This window comes from Ectobacillus sp. JY-23 (assembly GCF_023022965.1).
Lineage (GTDB): Bacteria > Bacillota > Bacilli > Bacillales > Bacillaceae_G > Ectobacillus.
This window is the reverse complement of sequence record NZ_CP095462.1, coordinates 2,773,220-2,793,370: the sequence shown is the minus strand read 5'-3', so window position 1 is coordinate 2,793,370 and position 20,151 is coordinate 2,773,220. Positions and strand designations below refer to the sequence as shown.

The window sequence follows — 20,151 nt, the reverse complement described above, 5'->3', positions numbered from 1 at the left end:
CTTTACGTTTTTAATAAGTTATTAAAATTATTAAAATATTTTTAATAATTACTATTATACATGAATTTCTGAAAGAAAGATTTTTAGGATGAAAGGAATACAAAAAATGTTAGTTTCATATATATAGAAATAAAATTTAATAGTACTTTTTAAAAAGAGCAGGTAGTTAAATGGGCGTTCACTTTATTAAGATTTCAGCAATCTATTTAGTCGTTGGGGTTGTTTTGGGAATGTATATGTCTATTGCACACTCTTACATACTGACACCTGTGCATGTACACATTAACTTACTAGGTTGGGCCGCTATGGCAGTTGCCGGTATCCTTTATCATATCTTCCCAGATGCAGCAGCTACAAGGCTTGGTAAGATCCATTTCTGGCTACATAACATTTCACTCCCTATTATGATGCTTGCACTTGCTTTTGTCGTAAAAGGCAAAGAAGCTGCAGGTCCCTTTGTCGCGGTTGGTGGTACAGCGATGACATTAGCTATCATTATCTTTATGGTTAACGTGTTTCTGCATGTCAAGTTGGGTGAAGATTAAAAAAGAGGCGACTTGAGGTCGCCTCTTTTCATTAAAACGCCCAGTTTCCATTGCGGAAGATTGGCTCGCGTTTACCGTCCTTTGTGATACCGTCAATATTCATTTCTGCAGAACCAATCATGAAGTCTTCATGTACAAGACTTTTGTTTGCGCCGCGCTCTTGTAGTTCTTCTTCTGTCATTGATGTACCGTTTTCTAGGTTAACTGGATATGCTTCTCCAAGCGCCAAGTGATTGGATGCATTTTCATCATACAGCGTATTGTAGAAGATTAACCCTGAGTCAGAGATTGGTGATTTATGAGGCACCAATGCAATTTCACCTAGATGACGTGCACCTTCGTCTGTTTCAAGCAATAGCTTTAACGTGTCATATCCTACTTCGGCTGTGTAATCAACAACCTTTCCGTTCTCAAACGTTAGTGTAAAGTTGTCGATTAGGTTGCCAGCGTAGTTAAGCGGCTTCGTGCTTTGCACAACACCATTCACACCATTGCGATGCGGCATTGTGTATACTTCTTCTGTTGGCATATTTGGATTGAATACCACACCATCCGCGCTCACAGAACCGCCGCCCTGCCATAAATGATTTTCAGGTAGTTCTACTGTTAAGTTTGTACCCGGTGCCTCATATACGATTTTTGCATATTGCTTGTCATTTAAATATGTTACTTTTTGCTTTAATGTTTCATTATGTGTATGCCATGCAGCAATTGGATCTTCTGCGTTAATACGGTTAATATGGAAAATCGCTTCCCATAACTTTTCTGTTCCTTCCTCTAAAGAAACATCCGGGAAGATTTTTGCAACGGACGCTGTTGTTGGAACTGTGATAATAGACCAACGCATTTTGTCCGTCATCATGTAGCTACGGTATTTTTTCAAAGCTAAGCCCGCTGCTTTATTTGCATTAGAAATACGCTGCGAGTCGATGCCTTTTAGTAGATCTGGATTTGGTGCATAGATAGAAAGCACACACGCGCCGCTCTCTGCCATTTCTTCTAAGCCCTTCGCTTTCCAAAGCGGATATTCTGTAAACGCTTCATCAGGCGCGCTTTCGTATTTCGTTCTTGTTAGTTCATCATCATTCCACTCCACATGAACATTTTTTGCGCCTGCCTCATATGCCTTTTTTGCAACCAGACGCACAAATGGCGCTGTTTCAATCTGTGCATTAATAATTAGCGTTTGCCCTTCCTGCAAATTCACACCAACACGAACAGCGAGCTCGGCATACTTCTCTAATTTTTCTTCAAATTGTGCCATTCTCAAACCCTCCTATATGTATCATGCTGTTTACGTCTCCTTACCCATAAGGTAAGGTGCATAAAGACTAAACACTAGGTCAGTCCTCATACAGCAGTATCTCTCATTAAAGTATACAGAAAAATCTAATAGATAGAAACTACAAAAACGTTTTTTAAGCAGGAAGAACGAATGGCTCTGGTGCAGCTAGGTCTTACGTTGTTCTCATGGTCTTATTACAGCGATGCGTAGTTCTGTTACACGCTCTACGATTGATGGGGATTGACTTATCGCAGAGATAACTGAGATGCCATCTGCACCTCCGCGAATTACCTGCTTTGCATTTTTCACATTGATGCCGCCGATGCCAACAATTGGGATATCAATGTGTTGTTTTCTAATCTCTTCAAGCACCGCAGTTCCTTGTACACGCTTGGCGTCTGCCTTTGAGCTCGTTGGAAAGATAGGGCCAATGCCGAGGTAATCGGCACCATCTCGAATGGCTTGCTTTGCCTCCTCTACACTATGCACCGATACACCTAAGATACGATTGCCGATTCTTTCCCTCACAAGAGAAGCTGCTTCATCCTCCTGTCCGATATGAACACCATCCGCATCTAAGGAAAGGGCCAGCTCAATATCATCATTTACGATGAATGGCACCCCGTTCTCCTGACAAATCCGCTGCACTCTTTGTGCTAATGCATATCTTTGTTCGCCGTGCAGCGCATCGTTTCCTTTTTCCCGAAACTGAAATAATGTAATGCCACCTTGAATAGCTTGTTCCACAACGGTTTCTAGGTTTTCTTTGCAGTTATTGCTGCCGGCGATAAAATACACCGTCAGCAGCTCTCTCATCTTTTCTGCGGAAATCCTGCTCATATCAACACCTGCTTCAACGCCTTTTGATAAGCCCAATGATTTGTAGGGCCGTGACCTGCTCCAATTTGAAGCTCATCTGTAATAGCCGCCTGAATGAACGCTTTGGCTACTTGCACCGCTTCTTGTACAGATTGTCCTTTTGCTAATTGCGCTGCAATCGCCGCCGCAAAGGTACAGCCTGTTCCATGTGTATTTTTCGTGGCAATCTTCGGGCTTGTATAATAGAAAAAGGAAGTACCGTCATACAAAAGGTCCGTTGCTTCGTCCTGTACATCATGACCACCTTTAATCACAACATACCTTACACCCATGCTGTGCAGTAGCTTTGCCGCACGCTGACGGTCTACCATCGCTTCAATTTTCATGTCTGTTAAAGCCTCTGTCTCTGGTATGTTCGGCGTTACTACAGTCGCAAGCGGCAGCAGCTCTTCTTTTAAAGCTTGCACGGCCTCCTGCTGCAGCAAAGACGCTCCGCCCTTGGCAACCATAACTGGGTCCACAACAACATTTTTCCAACCAAATTGTTTAATCCCTGCCGCAACGGCGCGAATGATTTCTGCGCTAAATAACATACCCGTTTTAATTGCATCTGCCCCCATATCAGTGCCAATCGATTGAATTTGCTGCGTAACAGCTTCGACTGACATGGGATACATACCTTGCACACCAAGTGTATTTTGCGCCGTTACAGCCGTAATGGCAGACATACCGAATACATCAAGCTCCTGGAACGTTTTCAAATCTGCTTGAATGCCGGCACCACCGCCGCTGTCTGATCCTGCAATTGTTAATGCCTTATACATGACTTTCCACCCCTTCTATGAGAGCTCTTTGCTCAATATGAGCACGAGAAACAGAAGCAAGAGCGTTTAACAACTCTATTTGGAAGCTACCCGGCTTATTTCCTGATTTCTCATATGCCAGCTCTGCCGCCACACCATAGCAGGCAAGCGCTGCGGCCGCGGCAAATGCAACGTCTGTTTCTACGGCGGCAAATGCACCAATAACCGATGTTAACAAGCAGCCAGTGCCGGTTACCTTCGTTAAAATGGGGTGACCGTTTTGGATAATATATACACCTTGCCCATCAGCAACTACATCCTCCTTACCCGTTACAATGACAACCGTTTGTAGTCGCTTGGCAGCCTTTTGTGCTAGTGCTACAACACTTCCTTCCCCGGTGCTGTCCACTCCTTTAATTGCCCACACTTCTCCAATTACATTGGCAATTTCAGCAGCATTACCGCGAATGGCCGACAGCTTCACTGTCCCAGCAATGGCACGAGCTATTTCTGTTCGATACGGCGTAGCCCCTGCACCAACTGGATCAAAAATAACAGGAACACCGCGCTCGTTAGCCGCTTTTCCAGCAAGTAACATCGCCTCTACTTCTACCGCATTTAGCGTCCCCATGTTTAAAACAAGCGCACCCGCAATGCGTGCCATGTCCGCCACCTCCTCGTGTGCATATGCCATCACAGGAGACGCACCTAACGCCAACAAACCGTTGGCCGTAAAGTTTGTCACTACGACATTTGTAATATTATGTATCAGCGGATTTTCATTACGTACCTTCTCTAGTAAACTCCCTACTCTTTCCTTCATGGTCTTCACTCCTTTAGCAAAATAAAAAAGACACTTCGCGTATGCAAAGTGCCTTGAATTTCTCAAGCAACATTCTCCCTACGCTGGCATTATCCAACAGGTTCAAACGGTCTACGGCAAAGTAGCCGTACTCTCAGCCCTCTTCTCAGGCTCCCGGTACGTTTATTTTGTTTTCAAACACATTCTACTCCCAAAGAGCAGAAATAACAAGTAAAAAAGAAATGGCTATGTTTCCGTTGCAGAAAGAACAGACCATATGTAGCTGCGGATGAAGCTTACGGATTACTCGCGCTGTATTTAAAAAACTCTTTTCTTATAGCTTTAAAGATTTATAGAAAAAAACCTCAATCATAGATTGAGGTTTTTTTAAATTTGATTAGAATTTCGCTTGATAGTTTACAAGCTCCCAAGTGTGAACTGCTGTTCTGTAGCTGTCCCACTCCGCTTTTTTTAGCGCTACGTACTCACCGTATACGTGCTCGCCAAGTGTTTCACGGCCAATTGTGCCTTCTTGTAGTGCTTCTACAGATGCCTCTAGGCTACCTGGTAGGTTTTCGATGCCGTAAGCTTTGCGCTCAGCTTCAGACATGTGGAAGATATCTGCATCAACAGGAGCTGGTGCTTCTAGACCTTGTTCGATACCTTTTAGACCAGCTGCCGCGATTACCGCAAATGCCAAGTAAGGGTTAGCAGATGGATCTGGGCAACGAAGCTCAACACGTGTTGCAACGCCGCGCTTTGCAGGAATACGAATCAATGCAGAACGGTTGGATGCAGACCAAGCAATATAGCAAGGTGCTTCATAACCAGGAACAAGGCGTTTATAAGAGTTTACAAGCGGATTTGTGATCGCTGTAAAGCTTTTAATATTTTCCATTAAACCAGCAATGAACTGATATGCAGTTTGAGACAATTGTGCTTTATCATTTGCATCATAAAATGCATTTTCGCCATCTTTAAAGAAAGACATGTTTACGTGCATACCAGAACCGTTAATACCAAATACAGGCTTTGGCATAAATGTCGCATGCAAACCGAATTTCTTTGCAATCGTTTTTACGACCCATTTGTAAGTTGTAGATTTATCAGCTGCTTCAAGAGCGCTAGCATACTTAAAGTTGATTTCGTGCTGACCTTCCGCTACCTCATGGTGAGAAGCTTCAATTGTAAAGCCCATCGCTTTTAGCGCACGGTAGATTTCTAAACGAACGCGCTCACCTAAATCTTTAGGAGATGGCTCGAAATAACCTGCGTTATCATGAAGAACTGCAGTAGGCGTACCTTTTTCGTCAGCTTCGAATAAGAAGAACTCAAGCTCAGGACCTACAGAAATCGTATAACCTTTATCCGCCACTTTTTCTACAACATTTTTCAAAACGTTACGTGTGTCACCTTCAAAAAGTGTTCCGTCTGGATTTGCAACACTACATAAGAAGCGAGCTTCTGCGTAGCCTTCTTCTACCGTCCAAGGAAGAACTGCGAATGTGTTTAAATCCGGTTGTAAATATAAATCTGATTTATTAATTGGAGAGAAGCCTTTGATAGAAGAACCATCAAACATCATTTTTCCTTCTACCACATCTTCCAACTGCTCCGCCGTTACCGTTACGTGCTTTAAAATACCTTCAATATCAACGAACTGCAGGTGCAGTAACTCTACGCTTTTTTCACTGATGATTTCTTTGATGTTCTCTAATGTAAGTGTACCTTCTGTAACTTTAGAAGCAGTTGCTTGACTCATGTTATATCTCCTCTCATTTCCGTGTCATATTTTCTAACATGTGTTTATTATATGCTATGTCCATCACATAATTCAATATTTTTTTGAATATTTTTTCTGGAATTTTCGTCTTTCTCATTAAATTAAACTCATATATCTTTGAAAACGCTTTCTAAAGTCCCTTAACTCCGAACAAAAATCAACTAGTATCTTGACTCATTAAGATTACATCAAACGCTAGCGAAATTCGTTGTTGATTTCCATTACGAGGATTCGCTTCCTCAGGAGTCTCACCCCCTTTACTCAAATCAATAAGTGCTAGTTATCAATCAACCTTTAATACAACCTACATAAAAAACGACAAGCCATGATGCCTGTCGTGTGAGTTGTTCTATATAAATAAAGCAGCAACAGAAGAGATATACACAAGAAGCTACTTGCCACATATTCTAGCACGTTCTTATATACATCTAAAAAGAAGGTCTTTTTTTCTATATGTAGCTATACGTTAATATCCCTTTTGTGGATCTACTATATTTGTAGGTAATTTCCCTTCTTCAATTTCTCGTAGCGTCTTTAAAAAACACTGAGCCGCTTCCTGTGGAGTAGTGACAGCTGAGATATGAGGTGTTACCACAACATTCGGATGGTGCCAAAGCTGAGAGTTTTGCGGAAGAGGTTCTTGCTCAAACACATCCAGCACGACTTTTCGAACATTCCCATTCATTAAGGCTTCTACAAGCGATTCTTCATGTACGGTTCTCCCTCGCCCCACATTCATAAAGCCCGCACTCTTAAGCTGCTGAAAGAAATTTATATCAAACATTGTTTCCGTTTCATTTGTTAACGGAAGCGTAGAAATAATCCAATTTGCTCTCCCCAACACTTCCCTCGCACGCTGCATAGGCAATACTTCATGAAAATAGGGTTGCATTTGTCCGCTCCTAGAGAGCCCGATGACTTTTACACCTAAATATGACAATACCCTCGCAAGTTCACGCCCAATTTCCCCCGTACCATACACAATCACTGTTTGCGTATGTAATAAAAGGGGTGTAGCTGGTAACCACTGATATTGCTGTTGCTGATTTCGAAACTCATCATGCTTTTGCAAATCACTGAGTATATAACTCAAGCAATACTGTGCAATTCGTTCACCGAATGAACAGATAGTACGGGTAAGTAAAACTTCTTCATTCCAAGACTTTTGAAATAAAAAGGAATCTACACCCGCACCTAGGCTGTGTACCCATTTTACACCTGTAAGGCTTGTATGCTGAGGAGGAGCGAAACCAACATACGCATCAGCCCAAGACAAGTCTGCTTCTTTCACTTCTTGTTCTGCCATAAATTTATATTCATACAATTCTTGGCTAAGATATTGCTTTATAACCTCGCGTAGTCTACCCGTTACTACAATTCGTTCAATCTTCATATTTCGCTCCTTTCTCTATAGGGAACTGCAATGTTACCGTGGTACCAACATCGAGTTTACTTGTAAAATAAATGCTACCTCTATACTTTTCTATAATGTTAAAGCAAATCATAAGTCCTAAGCCTGTACCTCGGCTTTTTAGCGAATAAAATGGTGTACCCAGCAATTTTAGTTCTTCCTCAGACATCCCTACACCGGAATCTGCCACACGAATGCGTACCCCATTGGTATTTCGATCGGCAGATAACCGTATTACTCCGCCTTCAGGCATAGATTCAATTGCATTTTTCAAAATATTGACCAATAATTGCTTTAACTCTACTTTACTGCACCGGATAGATAACTGTTCTTCCATTTCTATAGCAAACGATACATTATGAATTAAAGCATAGGAAGCCAGTAGGTCTGTTACACCATAGAGCGCTTCACGAACATTTACACATTCCGCATCTCCTACCTCTGGTTTTGAAAGCGCTAGAAAATCATCCAATACACGCTCTGCCGTATGCAACTCTGTCAGCATTAATTCCATATGATTGTGTACATCATTTGGAATACGTATATCTTCACGGTGTAATTGTAAAAAACCGTTCACAACAGTGATCGGATTTCGCATTTCATGCGCGACAGCGGCTGCTAATTGCCCCACCGTTTGCAGACGCTCCGTTTGTTGTAGACGACGATAATACCCCTCCATTTTCTTAACACGGTTTTCCATTAATATAAAAATAAACATAAGCATAACCTGACTACCTAGAAAGCTAATCATATTACCAGATAAATCATCGTATACGTATCCGTACCTATGTCCAAGATCAACACTTCCAATATACCAAAACACAAGTAGGGAACATACTATATTCAAACTGGCAAGAGTATAAAATAAAAGTCTATGGAAAAACAAAATGGCAATCCCCGGCGCAAATGCAATTAATATTATGTTTAAAGGTGTTTCAGGATACACCAGAAACAAAACATAAAAGTAACCCACTGTTGTGAAACCAATGACCAGTTTTGTTGCACTCGTTCGCCGATATGGATATATAAGCAACAAACCACAAATCGCCATTACGAAAAATGCATGTGTATAAAAAATGTGTTCCGGTGTACCCGTCTGGTTCATCAACAAACCTCCGAGCATGAGCACAATCATACAAACCACTAATAGCCAATACACCTTACTCTCTACACGAAATCCCTTCACCGAAATCCCATCCCCAAAAGTAAAAAATAGTTAGTTCTACATAAAGATAGAATATCAGAAAATGCGGGAAAGCTTTACTTGTTATAATTTTCAGAAATTTAAATGTTTTTTAGATTTAGGTTGTGTTAAAGCCTAATATTGCTAATTGGAACTTGTTGATGGGAGTGAAGAGGATGAGACTCCTGCAGGAAAAGCAAATCAAAAAGAGACCCCGCAGGCACATAGCGCTGAGGATGCTCCCTGACCAACCGCAGAAAGCACCCCCCGTAACGGAAATAAACAACGAACTTCAAGCCTAGATTTAAGCAAAAAACGAGACTGTGTTCAGCATGTAGCGAAGTATTTTTCCATTTCTCATAGGTTTCTATTAGAAAGCTACTTAATTTTTATCACTAACAAATTAGATTCTGTTAAAAATCTCTATCGACAATCAATATAAAACTTTGATACAGACAAAAATTAAAAAAACTCTCGCCGTAAGCGAGAGCTTATACATGAAATTGCTCAATTGTTTTTTTCAAATCAGCCGCTTTTTGCTGTAGCTCTCTTGTTAATCCTTCTACTAGTTCGATATGCTCTGTTTGTTGTACAGTCGCATATGCAACATGCTGAGCACCAGCTGCTGACTCCTCGGCAATTGCGGAAATTTCCCGCACCTGCGCACCAGTTTCATGGATATGCTGAATTTGTTGCTTCATATATTCACTAATTTTCGCTACACCTTGTGCAACATCTGTAACAGATACCGACATGTCTTTCAAAAGTAATTCTGTCGCTTCTCCGCGCTTCGCTTCATCATTCGCTGTCTTTACCTGTGCACTCATTCGCTCTACAACGATTTGCACCTCGGTTTGCATACTGCTTAACAAGCTAGAAATACTTTGTGCGGAGTGTGCACTTTCGTCAGCAAGCTTACGTACTTCTTCTGCGACAACCGCAAAACCTCTACCATGCTCCCCCGCTCTTGCCGCTTCAATAGAGGCATTCAGCGCCAATAGATTTGTCTGACTTGCAATTGTACTTACTAGCTCCACGATATTCCCAACCTGCTTTGTATGCTCTTCTAGTCTACGAACACTTTGCATAGACTGTGCGTTTTCTTCTGCTAAACTATGGATACCTTGAATCAATGATGTGAATACCTTTGTGCTTTGACCAAGAGCTTGTACCATTTGTGAAGCTAATTGATCAGAATGTCTTGCTTGTTCTTCTGCACGGCCCGCAAGATTAACTGTTTCAGAAACTGTACCAGAGATTGCTTGAATTGCAGCGGCAGACTGTTCAGCGCCACCTGAAATTTCATGCAGTGTTGCAGATACCCCTTTTGCTTGCTGCGCAACTTCGCTTGTACGCAAGCAGATTTGTTCTACTTTTTCATTCGTTTCTGTAAAGTTTGTATCAATGTTACGCACCATCTCTCTTAAGCTAGCGAGCATCATATTGAACGCATGACTTAATGAACGTACCTCGTCTTCCATTTTTGGCAGCGGTACATCTTCTTGAATATCTCCCTGGGCTGCTTTACGAACTGCTTCTTCTAATTTACGAAGCGGCTTCACAATAAACCCGCCAGCACTATACGCCAAAATACCCGACCACACTACTCCAAGCAGCATAACAAGCGTCACAAACACCCCTTCACTTATTTGCTCTTTCACATAGTCGTAAATTACAAAGATAAAGAATTCACTTACAGAATATGTAATCATCGCTAATACCGTTGCGAACAACATTAATTTAAACTTCAACCCAAAGAAAAAGCGCGGCTTTTTCACCATCATATCCTCCCCGTATATTACATAATAGTTTATATATTTATATTACAAGGTTTTTTAATATAAGGATATGGAAAATAAAAAAATACACACTTTTTATTTTTATTTTAATTATAGATTCAAAAAAATATAGAGATACACTTCTTTTTTTGTTATTACAGATTATGCGTTAACAAGGGCTCATACATCAGGATAGCTTGGTTTTCTGTTACGTATTCATCATCAATGATTACACCTTGTCTATTCAATACCTTCCGATGCAATACGTTATAACGAACATATCCACCCCAGTACGCAGGAACAATGGCATGCTTCTTTTCATAGACCTCATATCGTTGCAATTGCGGCTCTGATGTCAGCCATTCTCCGACCAAGTGGGAATCTGTAACTCGAACATGCAGCTGATATGTTACATTTGTATTGTTACGAATTTGCAAGTCCAAAATAATTATAAGTACACGTAGCACCGCTCCCAAACGGTTGTGTACGATTGGAATCAGGAAATACATCAAAACTATGTCGATAACACTCCGTTACGGTCAGCGGTGTATGAACTGTCATCCAGTAGATGAGATTTGAGAGCTGACAAAGCCCTCCGCCGACTCCAACACTAAATACCCCATAATGCAATATCATACCCTATAAGTAACCCTTTCTCTTGGTCGGCTTGCCGATTAAGCGCCAATACGAAAATGTTTCGCCAGGCTTGATGATAATACCATTTAACCTTTCTACCGCAATCTTTAGGTTAACAATTTTATTGTACTGATACCACATATTCACATCTTTTAATTTTCGCAACAAAATGGTTCGATGCGTATACACACAGGCAACAGCTCCGAAAACCTTTGCCTGGCGTAAATATGGTTATACTTCACCCAGTCTCCATACCGCTTCGCTCGGTAATATAACTTTCCCAGCATAATCCCATATTTAGAGCGCTGTTTGGGACGCAAATTTACTAAGTTCATTCTCACACCTCATATTCCTCTTTCTCATCTAAAAAGAATATCTTTTATCTCACAGCTCATACAACTTGCATTTATCATAAAAATTCGTTTTTCCCATACCTAACAGCTTCGCCGCAAGCTGCTTATTGCCCGATGTGTGACGTAAAGCATTTTGTATGGCCTGTTTTTCAGCTTCCATCAAAACGTCCCTAATTGGGATAACAGGTGTATGCTGTGTATGTAAAACATTTTGCTGCACATTATGAGGTACATGCTCCTGCAAGTATAATGGTAAATGTACAAGCTGAATCACGGTACCATCCAAAACATTAACTGCACGTTCAAGAACATTTTCTAGCTCACGGACGTTCCCTGGCCAGCTATGCTGTTGAAGGCGTGTTATAACTTCGTACGATAATGACAGACCTTGCCGATTAAACTTACGCTCCAATTTTCGAAGCAGGGACTTAGCAATTGCCACTAGGTCATCTTTACGAATACGCAGCGGCGGAATCTCAATTTTCATCACATGTAAACGATAGTATAAATCTTGACGGAACTTCCCTTCGCGTACCATCCGTTCCAAATCGCGATGGGTCGCGGCGATAATACGTACATCGACTGAGATTGGAACCTGTCCTCCAATTCTTTCTATCTCTTTTTCCTGTAATACACGAAGCAGTTTACTTTGCATATGAAGCGGCATATCCCCAATTTCATCAAGAAACAACGTACCGCGATGCGCGAGCTCAAATTTTCCTTTTTTCCCACCCTTTTTAGCGCCTGTGAAAGCACCTTCCTCATAGCCAAACAGCTCTGATTCCAGCAAATTTTCCGGTACAGAGGCGCAGTTCACACGGACAAATGGGAAATGTCCCCTTGGGCCTGTTTGATGAATTGCATGGGCAAACAACTCTTTACCAGTACCGGACTCACCAAAAAGAAGTACCGCAGATTGGCTGCCAGCCACACGCTCTGCCAAACGCTTCGCCTCTTGAAACTTCGGATGTGTGCCAATTAAATCTCCAAATCCATATTTACTGCGCAGCTCCTTATCAAATCGCTTTTTATAATACTTTAACTCTTCTAAAACAGGCTGTACCTTGCGAGAATAGTCCAGCCAATCCTGCGAGTTCCGAAACATGACCGTTCCGACCGCACCAACTAATTCCCCGCCTACATACAAAGGATAGCGATTAGCGATCATTTCGCTCCCTTTAATAGATTGAATGGAAGCTACTTCTGCCTGACCCGTTTTCACAATCAAATGCATTCTTGTATTCTCAATTACATCCTGTACATGCTTTCCAACTGCATCCACTGTATCTGTATCTAAAAAATCACAATACGCCCCGTTTATATAACGAATGATTCCTTCACGATCTACAACCACAATCCACTCTGCAGCTAGGTTTAAGATTTCCTCCAGCCACTCGTATGGTAGTTTACTTTGTGTCGTCATCCATATCCCCTCCGCATTCCCCTCTATATCTATCATACCAAAATATAGACTGAATTTTCAGCTTTTTGTTAGTACGCTTAGAGAAATACTTATGAATGAACAAAAAGAAGGGGTTTCCCCCTTCCTGGTTTACTGCACGGTATATCCACCATCTAATACGGCAGCTTGCCCTGTAATTCCTTTTGCCTTATCGCTCGCCAAAAACGTTGCATAGTCTGCAATTTCGCTTACAGACAATAAGCGTTTCTGTGGTACCAACGGGTAGATTACCTGCTCTAGCACGCTTTCTAATGGTACATTGCGTGTTTTTGCTAAATCACCTAGTTGATTGCGTACAAGTGGTGTATCCACATAGCCCGGACACAATGCATTTACAGTAATACCATGAGTCGCCCCTTCTAAAGCTGCTACCTTTGTTAAACCAATTACACCATGCTTCGCGCTGTTATAAGCAGCCTTACCCGCAAAACCTACCAAGCCGTTAATAGATGCCATATTAATAACTCTTCCGAATCCTTGTTTCTTCATAATAGGAAACGCATATTTAATGCCAATGAAAGGCGCTGTCAACATTACCTTTACAAGCAACTCAAATTTTTCGATTGGAAAGTCCTCAATGGAAGACACATACTGTAAACCTGCGTTATTTACTAGAACATCTAATCTTCCAAACTCCTGTATAACCCGTTCAAAGCTGTCGCGCACCTGTTCCTCATTGGTAACATCGCACGCTACGGCGATTGCTTCAAAGCCTTGTTCACGTAAATGATGAGCTGCCGTTTCTGCCGCTTCTCCGTTCAAATCAGAAATCACGACTTTTGCGCCTTCAGCAGCAAAAGTTCTTGCAATCTCCAAACCAATTCCGCTTGCCGCTCCTGTTACTAACGCTACTTTTTGTGTAAGTGCCGTCATCATAATTCCCCCTTACAAGCTTACGCCAATGCGCACATTCGGGCTTACAGAGAAGGAAGCTTCTGTTTTCTCTTGTACCTCTTCCACAGTTACTCCTTCTTGCGTCTCAACCAACACCATACCTGCATCATTAAAATCAAATACAGCTAAATCAGTAATCAGACGATGTACAACGCGGCGGCCTGTTAAAGGTAATGTACATACTTCCTTCACCTTAGATTCGCCATGCTTGTTAACATGCTCCATGATAACGATAATGCGTTTCGCGCCGTTTACAAGATCCATGGCACCACCCATACCTTTTACCATCTTACCTGGAATCATCCAGTTTGCCAGGTCACCATTTTCTGATACTTCCATACCACCCAAAATCGCTAGGTCAATATGACCGCCGCGAATCATCGCAAATGACTCAGCGCTGTCAAAATAAGCAGCTCCAGTAACCGCTGTCACTGTTTCTTTACCTGCATTAATTAAATCAGCATCTTCCGTTCCTTCAACCGGATAAGGTCCGATGCCTAAAAGACCATTTTCTGATTGCAATAGGACATTATAATCTGCTGGAATTTCATTGGCTACAAGCGTCGGGATACCAATTCCTAAGTTTACGTTCATACCATCTTGAATTTCTTTTACAGCACGCTTTACAATTTTCATTCTTGCATTCATATTTGCCCCTCCTTATGCCTGCACAACCGTGCGGCGCTCAATTCGTTTTTCGTAATTTTCACCTAAAAGCACCCGTTGTACATAGATGCCCGGTGTGTGGATTTCATCTGGATCTAATGTACCAGCTTCAACAATCTCTTCTGCCTCAACAATTGTGATTTTACCTGCCATTGCAGCTACTGGGTTGAAATTACGAGCTGTTTTACGGAACACGAGATTACCAAGTGTATCTGCCTTCCATGCCTTTACCAATGCAAAATCGCCAACGATACCTTGCTCTAGAATATACGTGCGGCCATTAAACTCCTTATGCTCCTTACCCTCTGCAACTGGCGTTCCGACACCAGTAGCCGTATAAAAGCCTGGAATACCAGCACCGCCTGCGCGAATACGTTCAGCTAATGTACCTTGTGGCACAAGTTCAACTTCAAGCTCTCCACTTAAGAACTGACGCTCAAAGATTTTATTCTCACCTACATAGGAAGAGACCATTTTTTTAATTTGACGGTTTGCAAGCAACAAGCCCAGTCCCCAATCGTCCACACCACAGTTGTTGCTTACTACCGTCAAATCCTTCGTACCTTGGTCACGCAGCGCTAAGATCGCCTTTTCAGGTATACCGCAAAGACCGAACCCTCCGACAATCAAGGTTGCGCCATCGTGAATATCTGCTACTGCCTCTTGAAATGAGCTAACTACCTTACCTTTTTTCATGACCGTTCCCCCTTAAAATTTATCACGTAGAGCATTCCAGTCGCCGGAAGCCGGCGACCGAATCTACCATTTACACCAGACCTGTTAAGCTATAGACACCAATAATGAAGAATACTGCAATTGTTTTAATGATTGTGATTGCAAAGATGTCACGGTACGATTGACGGTGCGTAAGCCCAGTAACCGCAAGTAATGTAATAACCGCTCCGTTGTGTGGTAATGTGTCCATACCGCCGGATGCCATGGAAATAACGCGGTGCATTACCTCTGGCGGAATGTTGTACTTTTCGATTGCCTCTAAGTACTTTTCAGACATGGCGCTTAGCGCAATTCCCATACCGCCGGATGCAGATCCTGTGATACCGGCAAGTGTTGTTGTTGTAACAGCGCCGTTCACAAGTGGGTTCGTAAACGTTTCCCCAATCCCTTTACTAATAACACCGAACCCTGGCAGAGAAGAGATAACGCCCCCGAAACCGTACTCTGCACCCGTATTCATCGCCGCTAGCAAAGCGCCGCCAATACTTGCATTAATACCAGCCTGGAAGTTTGTTTTTACGCGGTTCCAGTCGTATAAGATTGTCGTAATAATACCCACTAAAAGCGCCATCTGTACGGACCAAATCGCTACAACTGATGCAGTTTCAATTTTCGCAAATGCTTTTAAGCCAATTGCCGCAAAATCAAAGCCGTTTGGATACCACTGCGGAATGTAAATCGTGAACACTTTGTTCATCACACCAACTAGAATGAGTGGAACAAACGCAAGCAACTGACGCCCCACGCTCGCATTCGTACGAAGTGGCGTTTGTTGTTCGGTTACCGGTGCCTCTTGCGCAGCTGCAAGCTCTGCACCATCAAAACCATAGTAACCTTCTCCAGCTGCCTCTGCTTTTTTGCGACGCGTTTCTAAATACCAGATACCTAGAATCAATACAAAGATGGCACCGATAATTCCAAGCGTTGGAGCAGCGTAAATATCAGTTTTAAAGAATGTTGTCGGGATTACGTTTTGAATTTGCGGCGTTCCCGGCAATGCGTCCATCGTGAATGTAAATGCCCCGAGCGCGATTGTTCCTGGAATTAAGCGCTTTGGAATATTTGCTTCACGGAACAAGTTCGCAGCGAACGGATACACAGCGAATACAACAACGAACAAACTCACACCGCTGTATGTAAGAATTGCTCCCATTAATACGATTGCCAGCACAGCGCGTTTTGCACCGACAAGTTGTACAATTGTTTTTGCGATGGATTCCGCCAAACCTGACATTTCAACAACTTTACCAAAGATGGCACCAAGCAAGAACACAGGGAAGTATAGTTTAATAAAGCCAACCATTTTCTCCATAAAAATGTTAGAGAAGAATGGCAAAACAAATTCCGGATCTGTCAAAAGAACTGCGAACAAAGCGCAGATTGGTGCAAATAAGATGACAGAGAATCCGCGGTAAGCAACAAACATCAAAAGCCCCAGCGCCAACAGAATGACAACAAATTCCACAAACATCCCCCTTTTCCCTTTATACGATTTGAATAAAAATAAATAATTGCAATAAATAAGTAACCGTTTTCATTTTTTGTTATAATAAAATTTTAGTAGCTTCTCCTTTCCTCAGTATTTGTTCCTTTTCACTTCTTACATAAAGCAAATTCTATGCCAACTCATATAATTATTACGCACAATTTTCAGAAACTTAATCATATCAACGAAAATCTTCTGTAGCTACTTATAGGAGGAAACTTCATTACTTACTATAATGCGCTTATTTTCCGAAATATCGGAATTTAAATACTTACAATTCCGCCAAAGTGGAATTTTCCGAAATATCGGAATTTATTTTGTGAAAAAGGTATGTATCTTGCGGATACATACCTCTTAATCAAACGTTTGTTTAGCACTTTTAATCCAGCGGCTGTGGGTTATAGCTAGATCCTGTTACATCGGTTAGATTACTAATTGCACGCCAAAGCTGCGGGTAAAACATCGTTCGAGCTCCGCGCTCTAACGCCTGTGCAGGTACCCCTTTTAAACTTTTTGTTTCAAGACCAATCATGCGGCGCACAAGCTGAATATGCGAATAACGGAAGCTTTGAAACTTTTCATCAAATGTATGTAACTCCTGCATTAAGGTAAAAAGTGAAAAATATTTGTGCGCATCTTGATGTAATGTAAGGGGCGATAACCCATTTTGCAAAAGTAATGCTTCAAATGGTGCCCAGAGAGTTGGACCTTGTTGTAAAATCGCATTAAATCCTGGAGAGTCCTGACCACTTCCTCTTCCCAAAGCCAAACGGATTGTATGATAATCACGCGGGCTAATCCCTTTTACCATATCAAACACATTCGGTAGGTGCTCTAGATGCACATTAATGCGCCGAAGCTGCGCAATTGCTTTTGCCAGCTCGTTTCCTCTCATATATTGATCAGCTAGCTTAATATGCTGCAGAATTAGTTTAAAATGCAGCTCAGCAATTTGATGAATGGTTTGAAATGTCAGTTCATCATCACAGCATAATTCTCCCTCTGTTTTCTGCAACTCCAACAGCTCTTCTGTTCGAATATATTTCTCGTAATCTGTTAACTTTTTCATTATTTTATTCCCCTTTCCATGAACGAAGTATCGCACGCACAGGACTACCATCTCCCTCTATGAGCGCTAGCGGCAACGCGACAAGCTCATAGTCGCCCGGATGTACTCCTTCTAAATCCAGGCCTTCTAAAATATGAATATCGTTGCGGTGAAGCGCATGATGAGCCAGTAATTCCTTACTATTAAGCGGATCAACCGAAGGAACATCTATCCCGATTAATTGCACACCTTGCGCTGCCAAATACGGTGCAAGATCAGCCTCTAGGTACGTAATAGACTCTGGAAACACCTCAGAATTACCCCAAGAAGACGTACGAAGCAATAAACGTTCGACTCTTTTTATATCCAAAGCTTGAAAGTCACTAACACCAATGCTTTGCTTGCCTGTCATATCCACAATGCGAGCTTTACCGATATATCTTTCTAGTGGCAGTTCACACGTTTGTTTGCCCTCGTTGTCAAAATGAAATGGCGCATCCACATGCGTACCAGTATGGATACTCATCGTTAGCTTTCCTACATTTACTGATCCGCTCTGCTCCTTTGACCAGCTGATCTCATATGAAAAAGGCGTATCACCTGGCCAAGTCGGTGTTTTTGTATGAAGCGGTCTAGAAATATCAATAATCATAACAGTCTCCTTACACAATAATTTGGCAATACAAATTCGTAGTACTGTTCCTTTATACAGTCCCTATCATAGCCTTTCGATGTTCATTTGAGTCATAGCCTGTTGAGCGGAGCTGGCTTCACACTACATAAATGGCAGATGGAGTATTAAATTTTAGCCAGCTCTAATGGAAGCGATTACATTTTGTTTGAATATAGACAAGTATTGTCTCAAATGCAACATGTCGCGTCTGCTCCCTACGTATGGGTAATCACCCTAATGAGATGTGAGATCCGGTGCAACTGTAAATAACAGGTACCTCCTTTGTAGAAACAATACGGTTATATACTAAAAAGTCTTTTACAAAACACCTTTCATATTCATGGTAAAGAATAACCTTTCTATCTGTCAATGTTTTCTGAAAATACAAAATCACTCTACATGCAGAGTCGTTTACACAAATTATTTTTCATTTATTTGTAGCAATATCAACCGAGTTGCTATTGTTATCGGCCAATTTCATGCTCTATCGACCAATTTCCTACTTCTATCGGCCGATTCCTCTTCGTTATCTTTATAAGCTATTCTAAAAAAGACCTGTGCAATCGCACAGGTCTAGGCATTATTGCCAGATGGCATTTACCCACTCCGGATGGTCAATGAATGGATTGCGGTTATGTTGATATTTTGTGTAGATAATATCGTTGCGCTTTCTTTCAAAGTTATCAACAGGGTCTTGCGCGTGCCATTGTAACAGCACAGAAAGCTTTCCATGGTAAGGAGCTGTGCCGTTATTTACATAGTTGTTTAGCTCTAAGTTTAGTTCACCGTTGTCCCCTTCATAGCGCACCGCCATATAAAACAGCATGCGTGCTACATCGCCTTTTACGCTGTCTCTTGGTTCCCAAGAATCGCTGTCATAACGACATTGCGTCGCCTCAGAGTGATATCCACCGCCGTTATCAAAGTCTAAATTGCCGCGTGCACTGTTTACGGATACGTCTGTCGGACGCAAATGATGTAGATCCGTGCCCGCTCCTGCCGTAGTTCCGAAATCACCATGCGATTTTGCCCACACATGCTCACGGTTCCAGTCGTCCACGCCAGATCCGTTTGTGAACTTCCCTTGCGAACGACCGGTGTATAGTAAAATTACATTGTTAGTATTGTTCGGATCTTCATCTGTATAACGCAGTGCATCCCATACCGCATCATAAGAAAGCTTTGTATGATCATCAATGATGTTATGCAGCTCTTGTTTTAATGCGCTACCTGTTTTACCGATGGCGCTACTGTAGTATGTACTATCATAAGGAGTTGTTGTACCGCCGCCCGTGCTTGCACTCTTTTCCATACTCGTTACATTTTTAATACCTGCATGTGTAAAATACGCTGTTAAGTAGCCTGTCACCTTTACTGCAGTACCCTTTAAGCTTGGATTGCTTTGCAAACCAAAAGTTGTACGATATGAAGTGGGAATTTGTATGTAAATCATGTTAGCTGTGTTCGTTTCTGTCGGACTGTCCGCTAACGCAAGTGCATAATCATTTGGATAATTACTTGTAACGACTGTGTTGGTTGCTGTCGGTTGTCCCACAACGTACCCTTGCACGGTTTTCAGTGTATTGTTTTGCGTGGCGATTGCTTGCGCCACCGTGTACGGTGAAGCGGCCGATCCATCCCCAGCAAATACGGACTTCATGGATACGGTTGTCATGATACATATCAAGATAACTAAAAGTGCAAAAAAACGTTTTGCATACTGCATCTTCATGTCCTCATTCTCCTTTTTATTTGAAATACATACTCCGTTATCATACAACATTTCCAC

Annotated in this window: 17 protein-coding genes, 1 pseudogene and 1 riboswitch; of the genes and pseudogenes, 1 reads left to right on the top strand and 17 read right to left on the bottom strand. The window is 42.0% G+C overall.

Annotated elements, in window-relative coordinates; all coding sequences use genetic code 11:
• Window positions 1-170: 170 nt before the first annotated feature.
• Complete coding sequence (locus MUG87_RS14355) at window positions 171-545, top strand: cbb3-type cytochrome c oxidase subunit I (RefSeq protein ID WP_247083024.1); 375 nt, start codon at window positions 171-173, stop codon at window positions 543-545.
• 31 nt (window positions 546-576) lie between these two features.
• Here the strand turns inward: MUG87_RS14355 and MUG87_RS14350 are convergent, their stop codons facing one another.
• The 17 genes and pseudogenes from MUG87_RS14350 to MUG87_RS14270 all read right to left on the bottom strand — a co-directional run bounded on the left by MUG87_RS14350 (window position 577) and on the right by MUG87_RS14270 (window position 20,037).
• The gene (locus MUG87_RS14350) at window positions 577-1,809 is read right to left on the bottom strand and encodes an aminopeptidase (RefSeq protein ID WP_247083022.1); all 1,233 of its coding nucleotides are present in this window, start codon (window positions 1,807-1,809) and stop codon (window positions 577-579) included.
• A 204-nt stretch (window positions 1,810-2,013) separates the two neighbouring features.
• A complete protein-coding gene (thiE, locus tag MUG87_RS14345) occupies window positions 2,014-2,670 on the bottom strand; it encodes a thiamine phosphate synthase (RefSeq protein WP_247083020.1) in 657 nt (218 codons plus the stop codon).
• Complete coding sequence (gene thiD / locus MUG87_RS14340) at window positions 2,667-3,473, bottom strand: bifunctional hydroxymethylpyrimidine kinase/phosphomethylpyrimidine kinase (RefSeq protein ID WP_247083018.1); 807 nt, start codon at window positions 3,471-3,473, stop codon at window positions 2,667-2,669. Before thiD ends, thiE begins: the two co-directional genes overlap by 4 nt.
• Entirely contained in the window at window positions 3,466-4,275 is an 810-nt protein-coding gene (gene thiM / locus MUG87_RS14335; RefSeq protein WP_247083016.1) for a hydroxyethylthiazole kinase, read from the bottom strand. Before thiM ends, thiD begins: the two co-directional genes overlap by 8 nt.
• A gap of 57 nt (window positions 4,276-4,332) precedes the next feature.
• Window positions 4,333-4,442: riboswitch (TPP riboswitch) on the bottom strand.
• Window positions 4,443-4,651: 209 nt separating this feature from the next.
• Entirely contained in the window at window positions 4,652-6,016 is a 1,365-nt protein-coding gene (locus MUG87_RS14330) for a glutamine synthetase family protein (protein WP_247083015.1), read from the bottom strand.
• A 487-nt stretch (window positions 6,017-6,503) separates the two neighbouring features.
• Complete coding sequence (locus MUG87_RS14325) at window positions 6,504-7,430, bottom strand: D-2-hydroxyacid dehydrogenase (protein ID WP_247083014.1); 927 nt, start codon at window positions 7,428-7,430, stop codon at window positions 6,504-6,506.
• On the bottom strand, window positions 7,420-8,634 hold the full coding sequence (locus MUG87_RS14320) for a sensor histidine kinase (RefSeq protein WP_247083013.1): 1,215 nt from the start codon (window positions 8,632-8,634) through the stop codon (window positions 7,420-7,422). Before MUG87_RS14320 ends, MUG87_RS14325 begins: the two co-directional genes overlap by 11 nt.
• A gap of 488 nt (window positions 8,635-9,122) precedes the next feature.
• Window positions 9,123-10,415: a methyl-accepting chemotaxis protein gene (locus tag MUG87_RS14315; RefSeq protein ID WP_247083012.1), complete on the bottom strand. Its 1,293-nt coding sequence runs from the start codon at window positions 10,413-10,415 to the stop codon at window positions 9,123-9,125.
• A gap of 149 nt (window positions 10,416-10,564) precedes the next feature.
• Window positions 10,565-11,380: pseudogene (locus MUG87_RS14310) on the bottom strand (VanW family protein).
• Window positions 11,381-11,429: 49 nt separating this feature from the next.
• Window positions 11,430-12,821 (bottom strand): sigma-54 interaction domain-containing protein, encoded by a 1,392-nt coding sequence (locus tag MUG87_RS14305; protein ID WP_247083011.1) that lies wholly within the window; start codon window positions 12,819-12,821, stop codon window positions 11,430-11,432.
• A 129-nt stretch (window positions 12,822-12,950) separates the two neighbouring features.
• Window positions 12,951-13,736, bottom strand: coding sequence for a 3-hydroxybutyrate dehydrogenase (locus tag MUG87_RS14300; RefSeq protein ID WP_247083009.1), 786 nt, complete (start codon window positions 13,734-13,736; stop codon window positions 12,951-12,953).
• Window positions 13,737-13,745: 9 nt separating this feature from the next.
• Window positions 13,746-14,402 carry a 3-oxoacid CoA-transferase subunit B gene (locus MUG87_RS14295; protein ID WP_247083008.1) on the bottom strand — a complete coding sequence of 219 codons (657 nt, stop codon included), beginning with the start codon at window positions 14,400-14,402 and terminating at the stop codon, window positions 13,746-13,748.
• 12 nt (window positions 14,403-14,414) lie between these two features.
• On the bottom strand, window positions 14,415-15,116 hold the full coding sequence (locus MUG87_RS14290; protein ID WP_247083007.1) for a CoA transferase subunit A: 702 nt from the start codon (window positions 15,114-15,116) through the stop codon (window positions 14,415-14,417).
• A 70-nt stretch (window positions 15,117-15,186) separates the two neighbouring features.
• A complete protein-coding gene (locus MUG87_RS14285) occupies window positions 15,187-16,620 on the bottom strand; it encodes a GntP family permease (protein ID WP_247083006.1) in 1,434 nt (477 codons plus the stop codon).
• Window positions 16,621-17,020: 400 nt separating this feature from the next.
• Window positions 17,021-17,710 (bottom strand): tryptophan 2,3-dioxygenase family protein, encoded by a 690-nt coding sequence (locus MUG87_RS14280; protein WP_247083005.1) that lies wholly within the window; start codon window positions 17,708-17,710, stop codon window positions 17,021-17,023.
• 4 nt (window positions 17,711-17,714) lie between these two features.
• Complete coding sequence (gene kynB, locus MUG87_RS14275) at window positions 17,715-18,341, bottom strand: arylformamidase (protein ID WP_247083004.1); 627 nt, start codon at window positions 18,339-18,341, stop codon at window positions 17,715-17,717.
• Between the two features lie 601 nt (window positions 18,342-18,942).
• On the bottom strand, window positions 18,943-20,037 hold the full coding sequence (locus MUG87_RS14270; protein WP_247087700.1) for an endonuclease: 1,095 nt from the start codon (window positions 20,035-20,037) through the stop codon (window positions 18,943-18,945).
• Between the last annotated feature and the right edge of the window lie 114 nt (window positions 20,038-20,151).